The following is a 21747-nucleotide window of genomic DNA, read 5'->3' as shown; positions in this document are numbered from 1 at the left end:
CACTGACCGCTTTTATTTATTCATGTAGTAAGCGTAGTCCAATTTTTTTGGTTAGCTCATTCAGTTGTTGTCTTAAGTTTTTAGACTCGTTTAATGATTTTGCTGCTTTAAATTTGATTCTCAGATATTTTTCTTGAAGTGAAAGCGAGTATTCTGAGGCAAGTTTATCAGCCATTTCAGGGGCTTCAGTGAGTGTTTGAATATTGGTACGTTTTAAAATCTCAGAGAGTTCATGATGAAATGGGCTACATGCACCCAAAATATAATAACTCGCCAACTCTTGGTCATCTGGCAGATCATCAAAAATGACATTAAAGATTTTTAATACTTTTGCAAGCAATTCATCTTCAGGAATCACTGCGCGTAATACTTCAAAATGAATATAAAGAAAAGGATGGTACATTAACATTGCCACTGCGAAATCTTCATCTCGTGTGCGAATATTAAATGATAATGAAGCGTCAAGACTCACTTGAGGCTGCCACTTTTTATTGAATCCTAATTTCTCTTTGAAATATTGACGAATCAAATAGCGATACGAACCTTGCTTAGGCATCAGATTGGTGAGTTGATTTAACTCAGCCATGACCTGACTTTTACCTTCAGGTGTATTGATTTGATATTGTTGACTGAGAAGAGAAAAAGCAAACTCTGATAAGAGTGGTGATTGTTGCCAAAGTCGATTGAAAGTTTCAACACCGTCCTTACGAACTAATGAGTCAGGATCATGCTCCGCAGGTAGAATAAAAAATTTCAGTTCACGACCATCATTTAAGAGGGGAAGTGCAATTTCTAAAGTGCGTCGAGCTGCTTTTTGACCAGCCGAATCACCATCAAAAGCAATAGTTAACTGATTGTTTTGTTTAAATAATAGATTCAAATGATCAGCATTGCTCGCCGTCCCCAAGGTGGCAACTGCGCCAGGAATGCCAGCTTGCTGTAATGCGATGACATCCATGTAACCTTCAACCATTAACCAATGATTGGCTTTGAGCTTACGACCTTCATATAAGCCATAGAGTAGTTGGTTTTTATGGAAAACTTCAGAGTCAGGCGAGTTGATATATTTGGGTTTGATCTCGTCATTCAATGCTCGTCCACCAAATCCGACAACGCGACCTTTTGCATCACGTATAGGAAAAATGACACGTTCTCGTAGTAGATCAAAATCACGACCAGAATCACTGGTTCTGATCAAACCGAGTAGTTTTAATCCTTCAATATCTTGCGGAAATGCTTTTTCAAGATGTTGCCAATCTTCTGGCGCATAACCTAATCGCCAATACTTAATCGTGGTATCACTTAGTCCGCGTCGCTGAAAATACTGTTGCGCAATTTGGCTATTTGGAAGTTGTTTTTCATAAAATAAAGCAACATTTTCAAGAAGATCGTATAAATTACCTTCAGGTGCGACCTCAACTGAATTCAAGTCATCTGAATTAAATTGATACTCATCGAATTCATAGTTTTGAAATGCTTCAAAAGGATCTACATCAAAAGCTGAAGCAGGCGGAGAAATGATTTCTCCTGCATCTGCTTCAATGGGTGCCTGCGGTTGCTTTTCTGGGTTAGGTTTAATAGGTTCTCTCTTGTATGAGAGTTTTTTATTGTCTTGATTCTCTTTAGGTAATTCGATACCGGTTTGGCTTGCCAGGTCTTTAATCACCTCGATGAAATTGCGATTATCAATATCCATCATAAAGCGAATTGCATTTCCATTGGCTTGGCAACCGAAACAGTGGAAATATTGCTTATCACGGTAGACGTGAAAAGAAGGTGTTTTCTCTTGATGAAAAGGACAACAGCCTGAATAGGTACGACCTGACTTTTTTAATTTCACACGTTGGCTAATAAGATCGACGATGTCAGTTCGATCTAAAATTTGATCAATCGTATGTTGTGGAATTGCCATAATTAAAAAGCCAAAAGAATGAGGAATAAAGTGATTGAATTAAGTCTATCCTAAACACTTAAGACGATAAATAAATCCATGCAATAAAAAAGGTGGGTAATCCCACCTTTTTTGATTCATAAGAATGGATTATTGACGCTGTGGGTCGTACATACTTTCATTTGCTGGCGCACTTTCAACATTGTGATCTTTATTACCAAGCAAGCCAAAGCTTAAGCGATTCAATAAACCGGGTTGTGTATTGGTGTTGTCAGATTGCTCTGCTGATACTTCTGCCGTTGTTTGGCTGCGTGCCTCACGACCTAAAATACCCAAGGTTGCACGATTTAACCAACTTCCATCTTTACGTGCTGCGCGTAAATCGACCTCACCATTAGACTTCACAAGATGGGGGTAGTTTAGCTTTAGCACTTCAACGTATTGTTGAGATGTTGCCTTGTCACCGAGTTTATCGTATCCGTAAGCAATCGTTGCAAGCGCTTCTGGTACTTGAGGTGTTTGAGGGAAATGTTCCACAACCCATTGTCCACGCTCAACTGCTGCAAGCCAAGCTTTACGCTTTAAGTTAAAGCGAGCCGCATTCATTTCACTTTCAGCAAGTTCTTGACCAATAAATTTCATGCGCTGAGCAGCATCTACAGCATACTGACTACTTGGGAAACGACGAATGAAATCAACAAAATTTTGATATGCAACTTTTAAATAGCTGACATCACGATGAGCCTGTTGGAGTGATGTATAGCGGATGAGACCATCATAGTTTTGCTCCATATTCGCCACACCACGAACATAGTAAGCATAATCAACATTAGGATGTTGAGGATTTAAACGAATAAAACGGTCTGCTAGCGCAATAACAGCTTCATAGTCTTTTTGTTGAAAACGAGCATATAAAAGATCGAGTTGAGCTTGTTGAGTATATTGACCTGTAGGGTAATAAGTTTCAATTGCTTCTAATGATTGTGCTGCATCGCTATATTGACCACGATCTAATGCTTTTTGTGCTTTATCGAAATAAGATTGTTCGGTTGATTTAGGTCCAGTATCCACAACATCCTTCTTGGGATTACTACTACAGCCCACAAATGTTGCTGCTAAGCCTAGCGATAAAGCAAGCATCGTAACTTTATAACGTGGTAGCGACATAAAAATTCCTCTGTTTATACGGGCAATAGGCTACAATTGCACTATTAAACCACTTTTGTCCGAATGAGCAAATGACTTCAGCACAAACTTCTAATTCTAATTTCCCAGAAATCGACATCAATTTACTTGAAGATTCTGAGGATGCAGATAACCATACTTCAGCCCCAACTGCAACACGTTTATCGTTGCAATTTCAAGTGGATGAGAGTTCTCTTGGTCAGCGAATAGACCAAGTTGCTGCGCTCGCTTGGAACGAATTTTCGCGTGAAAAATTGAAACAATGGTTGAAGGATGGTCATTTGTTGGTAAATGGTCAAGTTGTGAAACCAAAATATAAAAGTGAAGGGAATGAGCTACTCACGCTTAATGTAGAGCTTGAAGCCCAAGTCACCAGTCAACCTGAAAATATCCCTTTAGATATTATTTATGAAGATGATGACATCTTAGTCATTAACAAGCCAGTGGGGATGGTTGTACATCCTGGCGCAGGAAACCCGAATGGTACTTTGGTTAATGCACTTTTATATCATTTTCCAAAATCAGCAGAATTATCTCGAGCTGGTCTAGTACACCGTATCGATAAAGATACTAGTGGTCTCTTGGTTGTAGCTAAAAATTTAGAAGCTCAATTTTCCTTAAGTAAACAGTTGGCGAAAAAATCAGTTTATCGAATTTATGATTTGATTTGTTATGGCAATATTATTGCAGGCGGTAAAATTGATGAACCGATTAAACGTCATCCCGTAGATCGTGTAAAAATGGCGATCTTACCAGGTGGTCGTGATGCCGTGACTCACTATAATGTGAAAGAAAGATTCCAAAATTTCACACGTGTTCAAGCACAATTAGAAACTGGACGTACTCATCAGATTCGTGTTCATTTCACTTATATTGGTTTTCCTTTGGTCGGTGATCCAGTGTATGTCAGTCGTGTCAAAGTACCTGCGGGTGCTTCGGAAAAACTTGCTACTCATTTACGAGAGTTTAGACGTCAAGCACTTCATGCATCAAAATTGGGGTTAGTACATCCACGGACAGGTGAAGAAATGATGTTTGAAGCACCATGGCCTGAAGATTTCACAGCATTACTTGAGACTCTTCGTACGGAAAATAAGGCTTACTAAATTAAAGGAAAGTTTACATGCAAATTGTGCAAGGTTTGCCCAAAGGTGTCGTGGTAGGACAAACAGAATTGAGTCACCCTCACGCACTGAAAACACCACAGACTGATTTAGAAGGTTTTAACTTGGCGTTGCATGTAAATGATCAATCAGAACGTGTTCATCGGCATAGAATGAGCTTGTTAAATGACTTTTCAGTCTATGGGGTGAATCGATTAACTTGGATGAACCAAACGCACAGTACAATCTGTCACGTTGTAAATGATGACATGAGCTTACACGCCCTAAATGGCGATGGTTTAGTGACACAGCAAAAACAACATGCATTAATGATGATGACGGCAGATTGTTTACCGGTGGTTCTCGGTAACAAAGATGGTACTGAAGTCGCTAATTTGCATGCAGGTTGGCGAGGATTGGCAAATGGCATTATTGAAAATACAGTCAATGCCATGAGCACTCAACCCTCTTGGGCGTGGTTAGGTGCGGCAATTAGTCAGCCATGCTTTGAAGTGGGTGAAGAAGTAATGCACACATTCTGCGATAGGATTCCAGAATTAAGTTCAGCATTTCAAAAGGGAGATCTAGAGGGTAAGTATTACGCAGATCTGTATGCGATTGCTCGCCATATATTGAAAAGTTTAGGGGTGGAACAGGTTCTTGGAGGTGAGCGGTGCAGTTACACGGAGGATCAAACATATTATTCTCATCGCCGTAATTCCAAAACTGGTCGCATGGCAACATTCGTATTTATGCACAGTAATCAATAAACTCATTTGATTTTTCAAAGTTTCATACCATGACCAAATTTCGTAAAAGCATCGCTATCGTTTATCACAGCCCATTTGGTCACACTCAGAAAGTCGCCGAACATATCGCCATTGGTGCACAAAAACTCAATATTGAGGTATTGCTCATCAATGTTACAGACGTGAACTGGGAGTTGAGTTGCTTGATCAAGCTGAATCTATTGTATTTGGCTGTCCTACTTATATGGGAAGTCTAACCTCAGCGTTGAAATTATTTATGGAGCAATCTTCAAAGCGTTGGCTAGCGAGAACATAGCAGGGCAAATTGGCAGCTGGTTTCACAAATGGTGGAGGATTAAGTGGATATAAGTTGGCTGTGCTTCAGCATATCAATCTTTTTGCAATGCAACATGGCATGATTTGGTCTGTACTACCGCTAATGTCTACAGGTAGATCGCATCAAGATCTCAATCGTATGTCTAGTTTTTTGGGGACTCATGACGCAGTCTGATAATGCGCCTGTGGAGGTAACACCTCCGAGTGGGGATATTGAAACGGCCACATGGTTTGGTGAACATTTAGCGAATACCGTATTCAGGTTAAATTGCATGGATTAAAAAATCATTTTCATCTAATTTAATTATTTATTGCTCGCTTGAAATGTAATGATGAAATGAAGTGAAGTTAACTAGGTTGTTGAAATTAAATTTATAATTGTTTATTCAGACAAAGAGCTGATCAATTAATTACAAAATAGTGTTAAATATTTCACATTAAATTTTAAAAATAATTATAATTAATCATCGAATAAAAAACGTGCGCCATTGGACTTGGTTGCCTAAAAATTACAAGGTTTGGAGTCATTCATGACCTACACTTCAAAAAATATTGGGTTCAATTCAGCTGTTTTAATGTTTGTTCTCATGTTATCACCACTGGTGCACGCTCAAACAACCATGGAAAAATTGGACGATCGGGAGTTGTCTGACATTTCTGGTCAAGCTTTATTAAGTATGAGTTATATCGATCCCAATGATGGGGCAAACAATATGCGAGGTAAAGGCGTTGGCTTTTATAAACTCGGAATGGAAGCAGATATAGAGCTCAATGCAAATATTAAGCATTTACAACTTGGCTGTGGTGGTATTAATGGAGCAGGTGGATGTGACATTGATATCGAAAATCTGAGTTTGAGTGGTGTGTCAGACACCAGAGAAGGTCGTGCAGGTTCTTCAGCCAAGTTAACCAATCCATTTTTAGAGTTTGCGGTAAAAAATCCAACATCGGCATCAACGCGAGAAGTCGTTGGATTGCGTCTCAGTGCTGAAAAAGTATTAGGTTTGCTGACGCTTGGTGATGAAAACTCTGACAAACCGAATGGCATTAACTCACTCAGTGGTTATTTAAAAATTAATCCGACCCAAGGTATGGCTTATACCAATGCTCGTAATATGTCCTATAGCGATACTAATTTAACGATCGATGGGAGAGTAAAGCCAAACATTTGTATACCAATCTTGGGATGTTTAGGGATTCCATTAGGATTTAAATCTGATGATTACAACCTCGCGTTACAAGAAACCTCAGCTCCATTAACACTGAATGGTGCTGTGATATCTGGCACTCGAATGAACTCTGCAAGGTTAAGTGGTATCGCGCATATCAATCCACTGTACTTTGATGGTGATTTAAAGGCTTCCTTAAATGTATCTCTTGGGTTATTAAATTTACAAAAAGAAGTGACTGGAAATATTACAGGTTTAAAAGCCAATATTACTGTTGATCAAAACCTAGGCTTTATCCATAAAATCATGCTCAACAACCCATTTTCACTTTCTCTACAAAATAGTGAGGTCTGGTGGCCAAATGCTGATGTTGCCGCAAAGCAAGGTTGGTGGATGGCATTTAATGATTCAATTGATATTGGGGATGTTACACCTGAGAAACGTATTGATATTACTAATGATGTATTAAAACAAGTGGTTGGACCTATTGGTGAATACATTACTCGAAATCCCATCGAATGTACTGTCTTGAATTGTCTTTTTGGGGATAAGTTAGGTGTAGGTAATGTCAATTTACCGAATACAAGTGTGAATTTTCCATTAAAAGACTTGCAACTAAAAAATCAAACCTTTGCTCCAAACTGTTATGGAAATTTAAGATTCTGTTAAATAGGTGATGTACTTGAGTTTTTGAGTTCGCATTTCATCGGATAAATGATTATTTACATCACATATTAATACTGTTGATTGTGATTTAAGTCTCTAAAAATATTCAATTTTATTATTATTTCTCTATTTCAATTCGTTAAGTCAAGTTTTGAGCCTCTTTATTTTTTTCATTAATTTATAGATAGTAATGCTGTTGCTTATGGATTAAGCCTGAATAAAAATAATACGGAGACTCTAATGTTGAAGAGTTTACTTGTTTCTATCAAATTGATTTTATCAACATCTTGCTTAGTGTTGATTCCTTTGTCTGCAACTGCTAATAACATTCAGAATGATTTAAAAATGATGACTGATGAAGAGTTATCTGCGACAAACGGTCAAGCTTTATTAAGTATGAGTTATATTGATCCCAATGACGGGGCAAACAATATGCGAGGTAAAGGCGTTGGCTTTTATAAGCTTGGAATGGAAGCAGATATAGAACTCAATGCAAATATTAAGCATTTACAACTTGGCTGTGGTGGTATTAATGGAGCAGGTGGATGTGACATTGATATCGAAAATCTGAGTTTGAGTGGTGTGTCAGACACCAGAGAAGGTCGTGCAGGTTCTTCAGCCAAGTTAACCAATCCATTTTTAGAGTTTGCGGTAAAAAATCCAACATCGGCATCAACTCGAGAAGTTGTGGGTTTGCGTCTCAGTGCTGAAAAAGTATTAGGTTTACTGACGCTTGGTGATGAAAACTCTGATAAACCGAATGGTATTAACTCACTCAGTGGTTATTTAAAAATTAATCCCACTCAGGGTATGGGCTATACTAATGCTCGAAGTATGACCTATGCCGATACTGGTCAAACCATTAATGGAAAAGTGAATGCAAGAATTTGTGTGATTTGTATTATTGCACCTACTCTGACACTCGATTTTAAATCGGATAGTTATAATCTAGCATTACAAGAAACGACAGCACCAATTCAAATCAATGGCACTACGGTCTCTGGTACTCGAATGAGTTCTGCACAGCTGACAGGTGTTGCCAATATTAATCAGTTGAATTTTGGTGGTGATCTCAAGGCTAATATCCAAGTGCTAGGGGTAGGATTGCTGAATTTGCAAAAAGAGGTCAGTGGTAACATTACGGGCTTAAAAGCCAACATTACGGTAGATCAAAATCTAGGTTTAATTCATAAAATCCCTGTAAACAATCCATTCTCACTCTCTGTTCAAAATAGTGAGATCTGGTGGCCAAATGCTGATGTTGCTGCACAGCAAGGTTGGTGGATGGCATTTAATGATTCGATCAATATTGGAGATGTTACACCTGAGAAGCGTATTGATATTACAAATGATGTGTTAAAACAAGTGGTTGGACCAATCAGTGATTATATCAGTCGAAATCCTCCATCTTGTAATGCACTTGATTGTCTGTTTGGTGACAAACTTGGTGTTGGAAATGTTCATTTGCCGAATACCAATGTAAATTTTCCATTAAAAGATCTACAACTTAAAAATCAAACCTTTGCTCCAAACTGTTATGGAAGTTTAAGGTTCTGTTAATAAAAAAACCGCTCATATGAGCGTTTTTTTTATTTATGAAAAATTCTTGCTTTATCACGCTGCCAATCGCGGTCTTTTTCAGTGGCACGTTTGTCGTGTAACTGTTTACCTTTAACAAGCGCAATTTCGAGTTTGACTAAACGACCTTTCCAATAGCACGCCAAAGGTACACATGTGTAACCTTTTTGATTGATCGCCCCTTGGAGTTTCTCGAGTTCACGACGTGAAAGAAGTAGCTTACGAGTACGTGTTGCTTCGGGAACGATATGAGTTGAAGCAGAAAGAAGAGGTTGAATTTGAGCACCAAATAAATAAGCTTCATTATTTTTGAAAATAATATAGCTTTCCGTGATACTCATGCGTCCAGCGCGAAGAGATTTTACTTCCCAACCTTGTAACGCTAAACCAGCTTCAAATTTTTCCTCAATAAAATAATCGTGACGTGCACGTTTATTTAGCGCAATAGTGCCACTATTATTTTTTTTAACTACAATCGATTTCGACATAATACAAATATTCCAAGATTAGGCCTATTTTGCCTCAAACTTGGCTTGAGGTGAAGTCATTTCACTGTCAACAAGTGTGCGTGTGAATTGAGTTTTTGTTAAACTATGCGCCTACATAATAATCTTAGAGTATAAATGGATGTCTAAAACTCGTGTCATCTATCCGGGAACATTCGATCCTATTACCAATGGTCATATTGATCTTGTCTCTCGTGCTGCAAAAATGTTTGATGAAGTTGTAGTTGCGATTGCAATTGGTCATCACAAAAATCCAGTGTTTAGTTTAGATGAGCGAGTTGCGCTTGCAAAATCATCATTAAGCCATTTAGATAACGTAGAATTTGTTGGTTTTGATGGTTTGTTGGTGAATTTTTTTCAAGAGCAAAAGGCAACAGCTGTACTCAGAGGTTTAAGAGCAGTATCTGACTTTGAATATGAGTTTCAACTTGCAAATATGAATCGTCAATTAGATTCAAATTTTGAAGCTGTATTTTTAACGCCGTCAGAGCAATACTCGTTTATTTCATCCACGTTAGTTCGTGAAATTGCACGTTTGAAAGGTGATGTGACGAAATTTGTGCCAAAAGCAGTTGTTGAGGCATTTGAACGTAAGCATCAGCAAGGTTGGTAGAGTGTCTTTAATTATTACGGATGAGTGCATCAATTGTGACGTTTGTGAGCCTGTATGCCCAAATGAAGCGATTTATATGGGTGAACTGATCTATGAAATTGATCCAAACCTATGTACTGAATGTGTTGGTCATCATGACCAACCCCAGTGTTCATTATTCTGCCCAGTAGACTGTATTCCTAAAGATTCTAATCATGTGGAATCTGAGGATGAATTGCTGGAAAAGTATAAAAAACTAATTGCTCAAAAAAGCACGAGCAATTGATCTCAAAGTTTGTTAAGATGCGCCACTTGAAGTGAGCCAGACGATCGCTGCTGTGGAGGTCTTCGTGACTAAAGCAGGGGAGGAAAGTCCGGGCTTCATCGGGCAAGGTGCCAGGTAACGCCTGGGAGGCGTAAGCCTACGGAAAGTGCAGCAGAGAGTAGACCGCCATTTTGCAACTGAACTTCGGTTTAGCCTAGAGAATGGTAAGGGTGAAAGGGTGCGGTAAGAGCGCACCGCATGACTGGTAACAGTTCATGGCATGGTAAACCCCACTTGAAGCAAGACCAAATAGGAATCCTTAAGGTATGGCCCATACTGGATTCGGGTAGGTCGCTTGAGCATATGAGTGATTGTATGCCTAGAGGAATGATCGTTCTAGACAGAACCCGGCTTATCGGCTCACTTCAACAAATTTTGATCAAACAGTGCCGATATTACTTGACGGATACATCAATCAAGTAGATAATGCGGCCACAGTTTACGGCTATGTAGCTCAGTTGGTTAGAGCACCGCACTCATAATGCGGGGGTCACAGGTTCAAGTCCCGTCATAGCCACCATTTTTATAGACCACACTCACTAGTGTGGTCTTTTTTTATGTGTGAAATCTTGAGTTTTCATTGGCACTGAATAAGCTGAGAATCTAGCTTAATTTTTGGAAACTCTTGTTCAAATTGTGCTAAAACGGCTGTCTGATTTACATTTGAAAACACAATATTTTGCAAGCTTTCAATTTTTTGCTCAGACAAATAAAGCTGTGCACAATGAAGAGCAACCGCATTCTCTTTACTCACGGCAAGTTTATGATCTTCAGGAATGACATCAATATGCACGAGCTTTTGTTGAGCACGGCTTAATTGAACTAGAGTTCGTTTTTGTTGCATGGTTATAAAGTTTTGAGCATTGATCCATTGAGCGACATCCATGCGTACACCGTGATAATTCACAAATATGGGATGAAGTTTGGCATCCGCTCACAAGGCTTAAAGAGCATATGAGAATGAAATATTGAGGATTGAGCATGATTTTGATGTCATTGAAACCTTACTATTACAATAAAATCATATAATTATGGATTAATTTTGTTCAAATAAGGTTTATTTGTATAAAGGGTGATCATTAGTGCTTTCGTATGCTTGACGATACAACGATAACTTAAGATAATGCGCACACAGTTTACGGCTATGTAGCTCAGTTGGTTAGAGCACCGCACTCATAATGCGGGGGTCACAGGTTCAAGTCCCGTCATAGCCACCATTTTTATAGACCATGCTCACCGCATGGTCTTTTTTTTATTTCTCAAAATGTTTTGAGATAATATCAAGTGTAGATTGTGCTTGATAAAAAGGCTGAATCAAACTTTGAATTAATTGTTCTAGAACGCCAAAATCATTTAACATGCTGATAAGCTGAGGTGCAAAACGATGTGCTTCGATCACTAAATCTTCTTGAGTTAGTCCAACAGCCGTGAGTAAAGCTTGTAAACTGTAATCACCAAAATATTCATAGAACTCATCAACCACTTCTAAAATGATGGACTGAATCTCAGAGGACTGGCGTAAATTTCTCCAGGTTTCATAGACCAGAATAAAAAAATCTTCGACATCAATGGCTTCAATCTGCTCAAGCTGAGCTGAAATTTTTTGAAATTGGAGATCTGACCAAATATGTTGAATGATTTCATAAAGTTCATTTTGAGGCAGTGTGATAATTTCGCCTAATTGAACCAATATTGCATTTGCAAGTTGGGATTCTAGTTTTAACTCTAATGTGTGTTGCTGATCTTGGAGAAAATTAAAAATCTTTGATTTGACCGTATTATTTTGAACTTTATTTTTTCGAAGCCTATCCAGCCAAGGTGTATATTTTTCTAAAATTTGATTTGCTAATTGAAGACTTACTGCATGCGCCTTCTCATTACTTAAAATTTGTTGTTTTAAACCATAACGTACTTGATCTAATTCAAGAATTTTATTTAGCCATAGCCCAAAATCTTGGTCAGAAATTAAATCTCCGATTAAAGCATTTGAATCCTTTAAATGAAGGTAAATACGTTGTGCAACTGCGCCAATAAACTCTAGTAAATCAGGTCCAAGATTTAATTCAAAAGCATATTTTGAAACAACAGCATGAAGTTGTTCAAGATTTACAATGTCTTTTAGTTTGATTCGATTGAACTGAGCATAAGCCTCTGAAACAAACGTGTCTAGTACAGCATTAGATTCAGCATTTAATAAATACTGTTGCGTAAACCGAATTTGCTCAAGCATAAGTGCTTGAGCAAATTGATTGAGTTGTGTCGAGTTAGACACCTGCTTTCCATCCATTTACGATTGGATAGCGGCGTTCGCGGCTAAATGCACGAGAGGATATACGTGGACCAATTGCACCCTGACGGCGCTTATATTCGTTGCGATCAACCAATCCAATGACTTTAGTCACGATATCTCGATCAAAACCTTTAGAAATAATATCTTCAAGACTCTGATCTTCTTCAATATATGCATATAAAATTGCATCAAGAACATCGTAAGGTGGTAATGAGTCTTGATCTTTTTGATCAGGGCGTAATTCAGCAGAAGGTGGGCGAGTAATCACACGTTCAGGGATTACAGGCGTATCTTCCAAACTATTACGGTATTTTGCTAACTCAAATACAATCGTTTTATAAACATCTTTAAGTACAGCAAAACCACCGACCATATCACCGTACAGTGTGCAGTAACCAACAGAAAATTCAGATTTGTTACCTGTAGATAAAACAAGATTACCAAATTTATTCGACAGACCCATTAATAAGGTGCCGCGTGCGCGAGCTTGTAAATTTTCCTCAGTTGCATCAGCAGGAGAATTGCCGAAGAATGGGTGTAATGTCTGCATAAAGCTGTTGACGATTGGGTGAATTTCCGCAATACCAAAAGTGACTCCCATACGTTTTGCCTGCTCAGTCGCGTCTTCAACGCTGATTTGAGAAGTATATGTATAAGGCATCATAACCGCTTGAACTTTATCTGCTCCAATAGCATCGACAGCGATTGCAAGAGTAAGCGCTGAGTCAATACCACCAGAGAGACCAAGAATGACGCCAGGGAAACCTGAGCGGTGTACATAATCTCGTGTTGCTAAAACCAAAGCTTGGTAAATTTCTGCAATCGTATCTAATGCAGGTGCTTTGATAGTGGCTTTAAAAGATTTAAGCTCTGCTTCATATTCAACATGAAAAAGGTCTTCTTTGAAGCTTGGTGCTTCAAGTACAACTTCACCGTTTGCATTTACAACGAAACTTGTTCCGTCGAAAATGAGATCATCTTGCCCGCCCACTTGGTTGACATAAACAAGATTGAGATTCAATTGTTTAGCTAACTCTTTAAGTGTAACAACACGGTGTTGAGGCTTTCCAACTTCGTATGGTGAGGCATTTAACACAAGAACAGTTTCAACATTTAGTTTGGCAAGTTGTTGAACACTCTCAAGTGTCCAGACATCTTCGCAAATTAATACACCGAATTTATGTCCTAAATATTCAAATACAAGGTGTTGATGACCCTCAGCGAAATATCTCTTTTCATCAAAAACACTATAATTTGGTAAATTTTGCTTGTTATAAATACCTAATACTTGCCCATCTTTCATAACGGCTGCAGAGTTATAGCGTGCACCCGAATCAGCTTGATTAACAAAACCAAATACCATCACAATGTCTTTCACTTCAGCCAGTTTTTCGAAAGCTGATGCTGTACGTTTGCTTAGGCTTGGACGAAGTAGAAGATCCTCTGCAGGATAACCAATGGTCGAAAGTTCAGGAAACACAATGATATTGGCATTTTGCTGTTTGGCTTCGTTAGCGAGTTCAATCATTCGTTGAACATTGGCTTCTAAATTGCCGACAAATGGAGAGAATTGAGCAAGAGAAACTTTAAAACTATTCATTTAAACCAAGTCCTATCCTATAGGTTTATATACAGCACGTGCTGATTTTATTGGAGTAATTATTCAGCTGTGTGTATGTGATATTACATAACTGCCAAATGGCTCAAATTTACATCATTAAAACATGATAAAAGATCTTATTTCTTGCACAGCAAAAACTACGATTCATATGTATTCTATCTAAAATAAAAGTAGATACTAGCTTTTGCCATTGTTTGTACATAAAAAATTAAATCGTAATGGATTTGCGACACAGTAAATCAGATGTCAAAGCTGATATGGTGTTTCTAATTTACAAATCAATAGCTTGAATAAAAAATATTCTTTTAATTTTACAATTTTTATTGATTCAAAATAATATTCGGAATCTTTTTCAAAAATATATCTCTAGCTATATCGCCTTGTTGTTCAATGTTGTAGTCATTGAAATTTTTTTTAGGGTCAAATTTATAGGCATAAGGATTATACTTTTTGAAGGAAATAAAATACGCACTTTGAAGAAAAGCGCCTTTGAGCAAAACATTTTGTCCTTGTTGGTGTTGTAAAATATGAGTCATCTCGTGAATGAAAATTCCTTGATAGATTTTATTTTCTTTCGAATAGTCAGTTTTGAAATGTTTGTTGCGAATATGCAAATAGCCCTTTGGCGCCATAAATACCGCTGAGGGTTGCCACGGTAGAAACGGATGATTCATGATTTTCACCCTGTTATAATCTATAAGATCACCAAAGACACTTTGGCTTAACGTGATTTCACCTTGGGTGAGTGATCTACATCTAAAAGCGTCAAATTTTATCCATTTTAAAATAAGTGGCATCCACAACATCATACTTATTTCTTAATCTACTTAAAGTTTATGTGACACTCAAAATATCACTAATTTGAATCATTACTTGTTAAAAATGGTGTTGACCTTTAATGATAATGAAATGGTATTTACTGATTAAAACTTAATAATTTTGTTAGACAATCTTGATGAATGAGCAATTATGCCATCTCTAAAGATTTATTATGCAAATGGCTATTTCGTCTTTTTATCTTAATTTTTTAGAAACGTCGAAGAATTCACATTATTTGAATTTATTCACTGAGATAAAAGAGAAGGTTCGCCATGTTATTAACTCAGCCACTAAAAAAAATTTCAAAATTTCTAAACGGTTCTAAATTTGATCCTGAGAATCAATCAAAAGCTATTCCAATTCGTCATATGAAATTTGATTTTGATCATCAAAAGATTGATCCAAAATTTTATTTGAATGCGGAATTAGCAAGTGCTTACTTTGCCTCACTTTCAATTTTTTTAACCTATGGTGAGGATCTCGTTATTGATACAGCACGTTATCATCGTGACTTTATTCAAGATCCATTACTGAAGCAAAGAGTGACAGCGCTGATTGGGCAAGAAGCTTTACATTCTAAACTTCATGAAGAATTAAATGACGCTTTTTTAAAGGCAGATTTGCCTGTCAAATTGTTTAGATTTCTGGCGCATCACGTTTTTGAATATGGTTTTAATCGGTTGCCTCAGCCAATGAAATTATCGCTTATGGCTGGGATTGAGCATTTTACCGCAGTGCTTGCTGAATACATGATGAATCATGAGCATATTTTCTTCGAATCTCAAGATGAGAAACAACGCGCAATTTGGATGTGGCATATGCTTGAGGAATCAGAGCATAAAGATATTGCATATGATGTGTTCCAACTTCTTTCGAGTAACTATGCTTTAAGAATAGCAGGCTTTTTCCCAGCGCTTATTACGATTTTAGTGCTGATTTCTGCTGCAGCCTTAATTGTGCCATTTTATCGTAAGCCATCAAATCTAATCAGTTTAAGTTATTACAAAGATATGTACCGAAGTGTAGGTTTGATTTTTGGTCTAAAAGATGGTGTTTATGGCAGTTCGCTCAAACATATTTTTGAATATCTCAAACCAGACTTCCATCCGAATGATCATGATACATCAGCATTTTTAGAGTACTACAAAGAACGTTTATTAAATCCAGTGGATGGTATTTTGACACCATACTTTACGAAGGAATTCATGCCAGCTTTAAAGGTATAAGAATAAGGATAGTTCATGCTTTTTTTTAAGAAGAAAATTAAACCGAGCCATCAGGCTTATGCTGTGGTAACGGGTGCGGGAAGTGGTATTGGACGCAGTTTTGCATTGGAAATTGCAAAACGTGGTGGTCAAGTGGTGTGTGCTGATATTAATTTAGCTGCAGCTGAAGAAACTGTTCAGCTGATTTCTCAGACCACAGGGCAAAAAGCATTTGCTGAATCCTGCGATGTGGGAAAAAAGGAAGATGTTGAGCGAGTGGCGAATCAAGCAGAAAACCTTTTTAATCATCCTGTGACACTTGTTATTAATAATGCTGGCGTGGGGTTAGGTGGTAAGTTTGATGAGATGACACTAGAAGATTGGCAATGGTGTATGCATGTCAACTTATGGGGCGTGATTCATGGTTGCCACTTTTTTGTACCGAAGTTTAAACAACAAGGTTATGGGGCAATTATTAATGTTGCTTCAGCAGCAGGATTTACAGCTGCACCTGAAATGACAGCTTATAACGTGACGAAATCTAGTGTACTTGCATTATCTGAAACGTTATCTGCAGAACTACATCAAGATAATATCCGTGTGAATGTGCTTTGCCCAACTTTAGTACCTACTAATATTATGAAGAATGGGCGATTACCTTCCAATTACTCGGGTTTAGCGGATGATTTATTGCAGAATCATGCATTTGTCACAAGCGATCAAGTTGCACAAAAAACCTTAAACAATTTAGATAAAGGCATTCTTTATACGATTCCACAACCAGACGCGAAATTATTTTGGTTGATGAAGCGTGCTTCACCGACCTTATATACCAAAATGTTAGGTGTAGGTTATCCATGGTTTAAGCGTTTTGTAAAATAATAGAGAGATAAAAGAATGACACTCGATAACGAATTAGAGAGCAATGCAGATTTAAAAATTCAAACTGCTGATCAATCTGAAAAAGCAGAAGTAAAAGTAAAGAAAAAAAATAACGCAGATAAAGAACTTAAAGTCGAACAATCACAAAAGGTGTATGACACGGTTGTTGTTGGTGCAGGTATTTCCGGTATCGCTGCGGCATATAAAATGAATCAGGCAGGATATCGCGACTACATTGTGCTGGAAAAAGCGAACCGAGTTGGTGGTACATGGCGCGATAATAATTATCCAGGATGTGGATGTGATGTTCCTTCAGCCTTATATTCTTTTTCCTTTTCGCCAAGTCACAAATGGAGTCATTTGTTTGCCAAGCAGCCAGAAATCTTAAGTTATCTTGAGGAAGTGGTTGAGAAGCATCAACTGACTGAAAAAATCCAATTTAATCATGAATTAAAAACAGCACGTTGGGATAACGAGAAGGCGCAGTGGTCGTTAGAAACTTCTCAAGGAAAGTATCTAGCAAAAACGGTAATCTTTACAACGGGACCGATTACTGAGCCTTCATTTCCAAAAATTAAGGGCATAGAAAGTTTCAAGGGGGTAATGTTTCATTCTGCAAGATGGAATCATGAGTACGATCTGAAAGGTAAACGTATTGCTGTTATTGGTACAGGTGCTTCAGCGATTCAATTTATTCCTCAGGTTCAGCCATTAGCGAAAGAACTCTTTGTGTTTCAGCGTACAGCACCTTGGGTGTTGCCAAAAGCTGATATGAATTTGAATGATCAAGCGAAATCACTGATCCAGAAATTTCCCGTGATTCAATCCACTTGGCGGAGCAGTATTGCCCAAATTTTAAATGGCATTAACTTTGGTTTGCGTAATCCGAAAGTGCTGAAGCCTGTGAATTTCTTAAGCAAACAATTATTGAAGTTGCAAATTCAAGATGATGAATTAAGAAAAAAAGTCACACCAAATTTTGATATTGGCTGTAAACGTCTTTTATTTGCCAACAATTACTATCCAGCATTGCAACAAGATAATGTGAAACTAATCAATGAGGGGTTGGTTGAGATTGATGGGAATACGGTTGTTGCGGCCAATGGTGAGCGTCATGAAGTAGATGTCATCATTTGGGGTACGGGTTTTGAGGTATCGCATCCGCCAATTGGTAAGCGCATTTATGATATGGATGGGAAGCTCTTAGCGGATCGCTGGAAAAATAGTTCACCAGAAGCTTATTTAGGTGCAAGTATTACCAATGTACCAAATGCATTTTTGGTGTTAGGACCAAATATTCTGGTTTATGACTCATTTATTGGTATTGCTGAAGCTCAATTAGATTATATTCTTGATGGCCTACTAAAGATCAAAAGGCAAAATATTAACAAGCTTGTGATTAAAGACGACGTTGTTAAGCGACATAATCAATTGGTTCAAAAGCATCTTAAAACCACTGTATTTAATGCAGGTGGCTGTAAGAGTTACTATTTGGATGAAAATGGTCGTAACTTTGCAGCATGGCCATGGTCTCTTGCAAAATTAAAACAGCAGTTAAGCTCATTAAACTTGGATCATTATTCACAACACTGATCAAAAAGCCTGATTTAATCAGGCTTTTTTTGTTTGTAGATATTCTATATATACGAGGTTTGTATTTCATCAGGACTGAAAACAATATTTTGTTGTTAATCAGATAATAAAAAACCACCCAAAGGGTGGTTTTTTGACTGTCGACGTAGTTCGAATTAACGAACGATATCGCGTTGAACTTCGCCAGTGTAAAGCTGACGAGGACGTCCGATCTTGTATGGGCCGCTGTGCATTTCTAACCAGTGGCTGATCCAACCAACAGTACGTGCAAGTGCGAAGATTACAGTGAACATTTCTGTTGGGATACCAATCGCTTTAAGGATGATACCTGAATAGAAGTCAACGTTTGGATAAAGGTTACGCTTGATGAAGTATTCATCAGAAAGTGCGATACGCTCCAATTCCATTGCTAAAGCTAACTGTGGATCATTGATACCTAAAGCACCAAGAACTTCATCACAAGTTTCTTTCATTACTTTAGCACGTGGATCGAAGTTTTTATAAACACGGTGACCGAAGCCCATAAGTTTAACTTCTTTAGTCTTCACTTTTTCCATGAAGCCAGCAACGTTTTCTACAGAGCCGATTTCATCAAGCATCTTAAGAACAGCTTCGTTTGCACCACCGTGAGCAGGGCCCCAAAGTGCAGAGATACCAGCAGCGATACATGCATACGGATTAGCACCAGTAGAACCAGCTAAACGTACTGTAGACGTAGAAGCATTTTGTTCATGGTCAGCATGAAGCGTGAAGATACGATCCATTGCTTTTGCAAGAATAGGGTTAACTTTGTAATCACGATCTGCTGGAGTAGCAAACATCATGTACAAGAAGTTTTCTGCATAGCTTAAGTCATTACGTGGGTAAACGAATGGTTGACCAACAGTATACTTGTAGCTCCATGCAGCAAGGGTAGGAATTTTAGCAATCAAACGGATCGCAGTAATTTCACGGTGATCAACATTTTCGATATCAAGGTTGTTGTGATAGAACGCTGATAACGCACCAACAACACCAACCATAATCGCCATAGGGTGTGCATCACGGCGGAAACCGTTATAGAAGCGGCTAACTTGATCGTGAACCATAGTGTGGTTACGAACTTTAGCGTCAAACTCTTCTTTTTGCTCAGCTGTAGGAAGCTCACCATTTAATAATAAGTAGCAAGTTTCTAAATAATCAGCTTTAGTAGCTAGTTGGTCGATTGGATAACCACGGTGTAATAGAACACCTTTATTACCATCGATAAATGTGATTTTAGACTCGCAAGACGCTGTAGCCATAAAACCAGGATCAAAAGTGAAGTGACCTGCGGCCAATACATCTTTAACGTCGATTACATCTGGGCCCAATGTGCCGCTGTAAATTGGTAATTCAATTTCTTTGCCATCAAGCTGTAATACGGCTTTTTTGCCAGTTGCTTCAGACATTCAATAGATCTCCTGTCCTGGTGAATGTTTTATCTAACCCGAAATAATCTGTTGTAATCCGTGAGTTAGACGGTTTCAAAATTTGCTCTAAGCTTAGTGAGTAGTCAAAAATTGTCAATTATACTTATGGATAAAAATGACGACCTAAAGTGACTGATTCTAAACTCAGTTAATCAGTAGGAATTTATCTGCTTTTCACTAGCGCCGCCGTATAATAAGACAATTTCAACGGTAGTGGCATAAAAAAAAAGACAAAAACGTGCATATTTTGATGATTTAAACTAAGTAATGCTTGATTATTAATACCTTTTATCAATATGTTAAAGGTTGTGAAAAGCGATTGTTTATAGAATTTGTCAGTTTTTTTAAGATGATAGACTGAATAAATACACCAAAAATGACAATGAAATATTTTTTTTCACTTTATTTACTAATTGATTAAAAAGTGTCTAATTTATAATGTTTCATTACATTTTAAGTGGTGAGCTCAACATTAGAAAATGAAGTTTATTTTGTAATTAATTTATAAGTGTATATGATTTTTATCCTTTTCTACATTTGAAATTACTCAATTGAATTAGATAAAAAAACAATGACCATGTGAGCAATATTCATTTTTCTAATTAGTTTTAAAAGTACAAATTATTTGAGATTTAATTTTCTTTAAATTTTTGAAAAATAAAATAAATATTATATTTCTTAAAAAAATATATTTTTGTAGTGAGTTGTGCTTTAGTCTAATTAAGACAAATCGAACATTTGAGTTCAGTAACACTAAATTAAAATAAATTGATATAAATATTAATGGCTTAGTGTTTGTATTTAAATAGAGAGATGACTTAACTGTAAGAAAGTAGATGTAAATGATTCTTATTTAAAAATATTTTATGGTTGACGCCTGCTTCGTAGGTTTGTAATTTGAAATTGCACGTTTTATAATTCCGTGTCGTATAAAGGTTTAGACAATTTATTTGTCTAACAAATGCCAGCTTTCCTTCGAATTAATTCCAACAAACTCCGGATGGAGTTTTTAACTACAGGATGCCCGCTGTGAAAAGCAACAGACCTGTCAATTTGTCCATGGGTCAAGTTTTAGACGTAAACTTAAAATCCCCTGTGGCTATTGCATCTATTTTACACCGTCTTTCAGGTGTCATCGTATTTTTACTCGTACCAGTTCTTTTATGGATCTTAGACAAATCATTGTCTTCTCCTGAGGGCTTTGCACAAGTTCAAGCTATTTTTGATAGCTTTATCGTGCGCTTCATCGTATGGGTATTTGTCGCTGGCTTAATCTACCACTTCATCGCAGGTATCAAGCATTTGCTTGCTGATATGGGTATCGCTGAAGAGTTACAAAGTGGTCGTGTAGCAGCAACAATCGCATTAATTTTATCTGCAATTGGTATCGTTGCATCATTTGTATGGATCGTTCTCTAATGAAAAGTGCTACTGGTTTAACGGGTTCAGGTTCTCGCGATTGGTTTATCCAGCGTGTAAGTGCTGTAGTTTTAGCTGTTTATACTGTTGTGGTGTTTGGTTGGATCCTTTGTAATGGTGGTTTCAACTTCGAACAGTGGTACGGCTTTATGATGACATTACCGATGAAGATTTTATCTTTATTGGCAGTCTTATCTCTTGTTGCACACGCATGGATTGGTATGTGGCAAGTATTCACTGACTATGTGACGACTCGTCAAATGGGTCCATCAGCATCAGGTTTACGCCTTGTACTGACTTCAGCAGTTATTATTGCTGTATTTGCATATGCGATCTGGGCAATCCAGATTTTTTGGGCGAATTGATA

Annotated in this window: 19 protein-coding genes, 2 tRNA genes, 1 other RNA gene and 1 pseudogene; 15 read left to right on the top strand and 8 right to left on the bottom strand. The window is 37.6% G+C overall.

The window, feature by feature from the left end; all coding sequences use genetic code 11:
- Positions 1-16: 16 nt before the first annotated feature.
- Together AC1M87_RS04750 and AC1M87_RS04745 are read right to left on the bottom strand one after the other, a co-directional pair.
- The gene (locus AC1M87_RS04750) at positions 17-1912 is read right to left on the bottom strand and encodes a DNA primase (protein WP_481593084.1); all 1896 of its coding nucleotides are present in this window, start codon (positions 1910-1912) and stop codon (positions 17-19) included.
- A 129-nt stretch (positions 1913-2041) separates the two neighbouring features.
- On the bottom strand, positions 2042-3058 hold the full coding sequence (locus AC1M87_RS04745; protein WP_179997751.1) for an outer membrane protein assembly factor BamD: 1017 nt from the start codon (positions 3056-3058) through the stop codon (positions 2042-2044).
- Positions 3059-3129: 71 nt separating this feature from the next.
- Between AC1M87_RS04745 and rluD the strand changes: the two genes are divergently transcribed.
- From rluD to AC1M87_RS04720, 5 genes and pseudogenes are all read left to right on the top strand, one after another.
- A complete protein-coding gene (gene rluD, locus AC1M87_RS04740) occupies positions 3130-4182 on the top strand; it encodes a 23S rRNA pseudouridine(1911/1915/1917) synthase RluD (RefSeq protein WP_481593083.1) in 1053 nt (350 codons plus the stop codon).
- 17 nt (positions 4183-4199) lie between these two features.
- On the top strand, positions 4200-4949 hold the full coding sequence (pgeF, locus tag AC1M87_RS04735; protein ID WP_481593082.1) for a peptidoglycan editing factor PgeF: 750 nt from the start codon (positions 4200-4202) through the stop codon (positions 4947-4949).
- Positions 4950-4978: 29 nt separating this feature from the next.
- Positions 4979-5545, top strand: a pseudogene (locus tag AC1M87_RS04730) (flavodoxin family protein).
- A gap of 294 nt (positions 5546-5839) precedes the next feature.
- On the top strand, positions 5840-7102 hold the full coding sequence (locus tag AC1M87_RS04725) for a hypothetical protein (protein ID WP_228133287.1): 1263 nt from the start codon (positions 5840-5842) through the stop codon (positions 7100-7102).
- 237 nt (positions 7103-7339) lie between these two features.
- On the top strand, positions 7340-8659 hold the full coding sequence (locus tag AC1M87_RS04720; protein WP_481593081.1) for a hypothetical protein: 1320 nt from the start codon (positions 7340-7342) through the stop codon (positions 8657-8659).
- Between the two features lie 29 nt (positions 8660-8688).
- Here the strand turns inward: AC1M87_RS04720 and smpB are convergent, their stop codons facing one another.
- Positions 8689-9165, bottom strand: a complete 477-nt coding sequence (smpB, locus tag AC1M87_RS04715; protein ID WP_035269908.1) for an SsrA-binding protein SmpB — start codon at positions 9163-9165, stop codon at positions 8689-8691.
- Positions 9166-9304: 139 nt separating this feature from the next.
- Here smpB and coaD point away from each other — a divergent pair, with 139 nt between their 5' ends.
- From coaD to AC1M87_RS04695, 4 genes are all read left to right on the top strand, one after another.
- Positions 9305-9796 carry a pantetheine-phosphate adenylyltransferase gene (coaD, locus tag AC1M87_RS04710; protein ID WP_035269911.1) on the top strand — a complete coding sequence of 164 codons (492 nt, stop codon included), beginning with the start codon at positions 9305-9307 and terminating at the stop codon, positions 9794-9796.
- Between the two features lies 1 nt (position 9797).
- Positions 9798-10061, top strand: a complete 264-nt coding sequence (locus AC1M87_RS04705) for a YfhL family 4Fe-4S dicluster ferredoxin (RefSeq protein ID WP_481593080.1) — start codon at positions 9798-9800, stop codon at positions 10059-10061.
- A 28-nt stretch (positions 10062-10089) separates the two neighbouring features.
- Positions 10090-10471, top strand: an RNA gene (rnpB, locus tag AC1M87_RS04700) — RNase P RNA component class A.
- Between the two features lie 72 nt (positions 10472-10543).
- A tRNA-Met gene (locus AC1M87_RS04695) sits at positions 10544-10620 on the top strand.
- Between the two features lie 57 nt (positions 10621-10677).
- Here AC1M87_RS04695 and AC1M87_RS04690 read toward each other — a convergent pair.
- Positions 10678-10986 (bottom strand): hypothetical protein, encoded by a 309-nt coding sequence (locus tag AC1M87_RS04690; RefSeq protein WP_228133291.1) that lies wholly within the window; start codon positions 10984-10986, stop codon positions 10678-10680.
- A gap of 254 nt (positions 10987-11240) precedes the next feature.
- Here AC1M87_RS04690 and AC1M87_RS04685 point away from each other — a divergent pair.
- Positions 11241-11317, top strand: a tRNA-Met gene (locus tag AC1M87_RS04685).
- 35 nt (positions 11318-11352) lie between these two features.
- Here the strand turns inward: AC1M87_RS04685 and AC1M87_RS04680 are convergent.
- The 3 genes from AC1M87_RS04680 to AC1M87_RS04670 form a co-directional block, all read right to left on the bottom strand.
- On the bottom strand, positions 11353-12372 hold the full coding sequence (locus AC1M87_RS04680) for a hypothetical protein (RefSeq protein ID WP_481593079.1): 1020 nt from the start codon (positions 12370-12372) through the stop codon (positions 11353-11355).
- Positions 12365-13990: an NAD+ synthase gene (locus AC1M87_RS04675; protein WP_481593078.1), complete on the bottom strand. Its 1626-nt coding sequence runs from the start codon at positions 13988-13990 to the stop codon at positions 12365-12367. The genes AC1M87_RS04680 and AC1M87_RS04675 overlap by 8 nt, the downstream gene beginning before the upstream one ends.
- A 341-nt stretch (positions 13991-14331) precedes the next feature.
- A complete protein-coding gene (locus AC1M87_RS04670; protein WP_481593077.1) occupies positions 14332-14820 on the bottom strand; it encodes a hypothetical protein in 489 nt (162 codons plus the stop codon).
- Positions 14821-15102: 282 nt separating this feature from the next.
- Here AC1M87_RS04670 and AC1M87_RS04665 point away from each other — a divergent pair, with 282 nt between their 5' ends.
- From AC1M87_RS04665 to AC1M87_RS04655, 3 genes are read left to right on the top strand one after another with little or no spacing between them, the layout of a single operon-like run.
- A complete protein-coding gene (locus AC1M87_RS04665) occupies positions 15103-16056 on the top strand; it encodes a metal-dependent hydrolase (RefSeq protein WP_481593076.1) in 954 nt (317 codons plus the stop codon).
- Between the two features lie 15 nt (positions 16057-16071).
- Positions 16072-16917: an SDR family NAD(P)-dependent oxidoreductase gene (locus tag AC1M87_RS04660; protein ID WP_180027941.1), complete on the top strand. Its 846-nt coding sequence runs from the start codon at positions 16072-16074 to the stop codon at positions 16915-16917.
- 15 nt (positions 16918-16932) lie between these two features.
- Positions 16933-18510 carry a flavin-containing monooxygenase gene (locus AC1M87_RS04655; RefSeq protein ID WP_481593075.1) on the top strand — a complete coding sequence of 526 codons (1578 nt, stop codon included), beginning with the start codon at positions 16933-16935 and terminating at the stop codon, positions 18508-18510.
- Between the two features lie 155 nt (positions 18511-18665).
- Here the strand turns inward: AC1M87_RS04655 and gltA are convergent, their stop codons facing one another.
- Entirely contained in the window at positions 18666-19940 is a 1275-nt protein-coding gene (gene gltA / locus AC1M87_RS04650) for a citrate synthase (protein WP_035269948.1), read from the bottom strand.
- Between the two features lie 1041 nt (positions 19941-20981).
- Here gltA and sdhC point away from each other — a divergent pair.
- Entirely contained in the window at positions 20982-21380 is a 399-nt protein-coding gene (sdhC, locus tag AC1M87_RS04645) for a succinate dehydrogenase, cytochrome b556 subunit (protein WP_179997761.1), read from the top strand.
- Entirely contained in the window at positions 21380-21745 is a 366-nt protein-coding gene (gene sdhD / locus AC1M87_RS04640; protein ID WP_035268511.1) for a succinate dehydrogenase, hydrophobic membrane anchor protein, read from the top strand. Before sdhC ends, sdhD begins: the two co-directional genes overlap by 1 nt.
- Positions 21746-21747: the final 2 nt, after the last annotated feature.

The organism is Acinetobacter sp. 24-47-62 (assembly GCF_056779765.1).
Note: the sequence above shows the minus strand (reverse complement) of the source record. Positions and strands in the feature narration are given on the sequence as shown.

Bases quoted from the DNA above. Each gene is read 5' to 3' on its own strand.
- sdhD (WP_035268511.1), top strand. From the start codon at position 21,380: ATGAAAAGTGCTACTGGTTTAACGGGTTCAGGTTCTCGCGATTGGTTT.
- AC1M87_RS04665 (WP_481593076.1), top strand. From the start codon at position 15,103: ATGTTATTAACTCAGCCACTAAAAAAAATTTCAAAATTTCTAAACGGT.
- AC1M87_RS04725 (WP_228133287.1), top strand. From the start codon at position 5,840: ATGTTTGTTCTCATGTTATCACCACTGGTGCACGCTCAAACAACCATG.
- AC1M87_RS04690 (WP_228133291.1), bottom strand. From the start codon at position 10,986: ATGGATGTCGCTCAATGGATCAATGCTCAAAACTTTATAACCATGCAA.
- sdhC (WP_179997761.1), top strand. From the start codon at position 20,982: ATGCCCGCTGTGAAAAGCAACAGACCTGTCAATTTGTCCATGGGTCAA.
- rluD (WP_481593083.1), top strand. From the start codon at position 3,130: ATGACTTCAGCACAAACTTCTAATTCTAATTTCCCAGAAATCGACATC.
- coaD (WP_035269911.1), top strand. From the start codon at position 9,305: ATGTCTAAAACTCGTGTCATCTATCCGGGAACATTCGATCCTATTACC.
- AC1M87_RS04660 (WP_180027941.1), top strand. From the start codon at position 16,072: ATGCTTTTTTTTAAGAAGAAAATTAAACCGAGCCATCAGGCTTATGCT.
- pgeF (WP_481593082.1), top strand. From the start codon at position 4,200: ATGCAAATTGTGCAAGGTTTGCCCAAAGGTGTCGTGGTAGGACAAACA.
- AC1M87_RS04750 (WP_481593084.1), bottom strand. From the start codon at position 1,912: ATGGCAATTCCACAACATACGATTGATCAAATTTTAGATCGAACTGAC.
- smpB (WP_035269908.1), bottom strand. From the start codon at position 9,165: ATGTCGAAATCGATTGTAGTTAAAAAAAATAATAGTGGCACTATTGCG.
- gltA (WP_035269948.1), bottom strand. From the start codon at position 19,940: ATGTCTGAAGCAACTGGCAAAAAAGCCGTATTACAGCTTGATGGCAAA.
- AC1M87_RS04675 (WP_481593078.1), bottom strand. From the start codon at position 13,990: ATGAATAGTTTTAAAGTTTCTCTTGCTCAATTCTCTCCATTTGTCGGC.
- AC1M87_RS04720 (WP_481593081.1), top strand. From the start codon at position 7,340: ATGTTGAAGAGTTTACTTGTTTCTATCAAATTGATTTTATCAACATCT.
- AC1M87_RS04655 (WP_481593075.1), top strand. From the start codon at position 16,933: ATGACACTCGATAACGAATTAGAGAGCAATGCAGATTTAAAAATTCAA.
- AC1M87_RS04670 (WP_481593077.1), bottom strand. From the start codon at position 14,820: ATGATGTTGTGGATGCCACTTATTTTAAAATGGATAAAATTTGACGCT.
- AC1M87_RS04745 (WP_179997751.1), bottom strand. From the start codon at position 3,058: ATGTCGCTACCACGTTATAAAGTTACGATGCTTGCTTTATCGCTAGGC.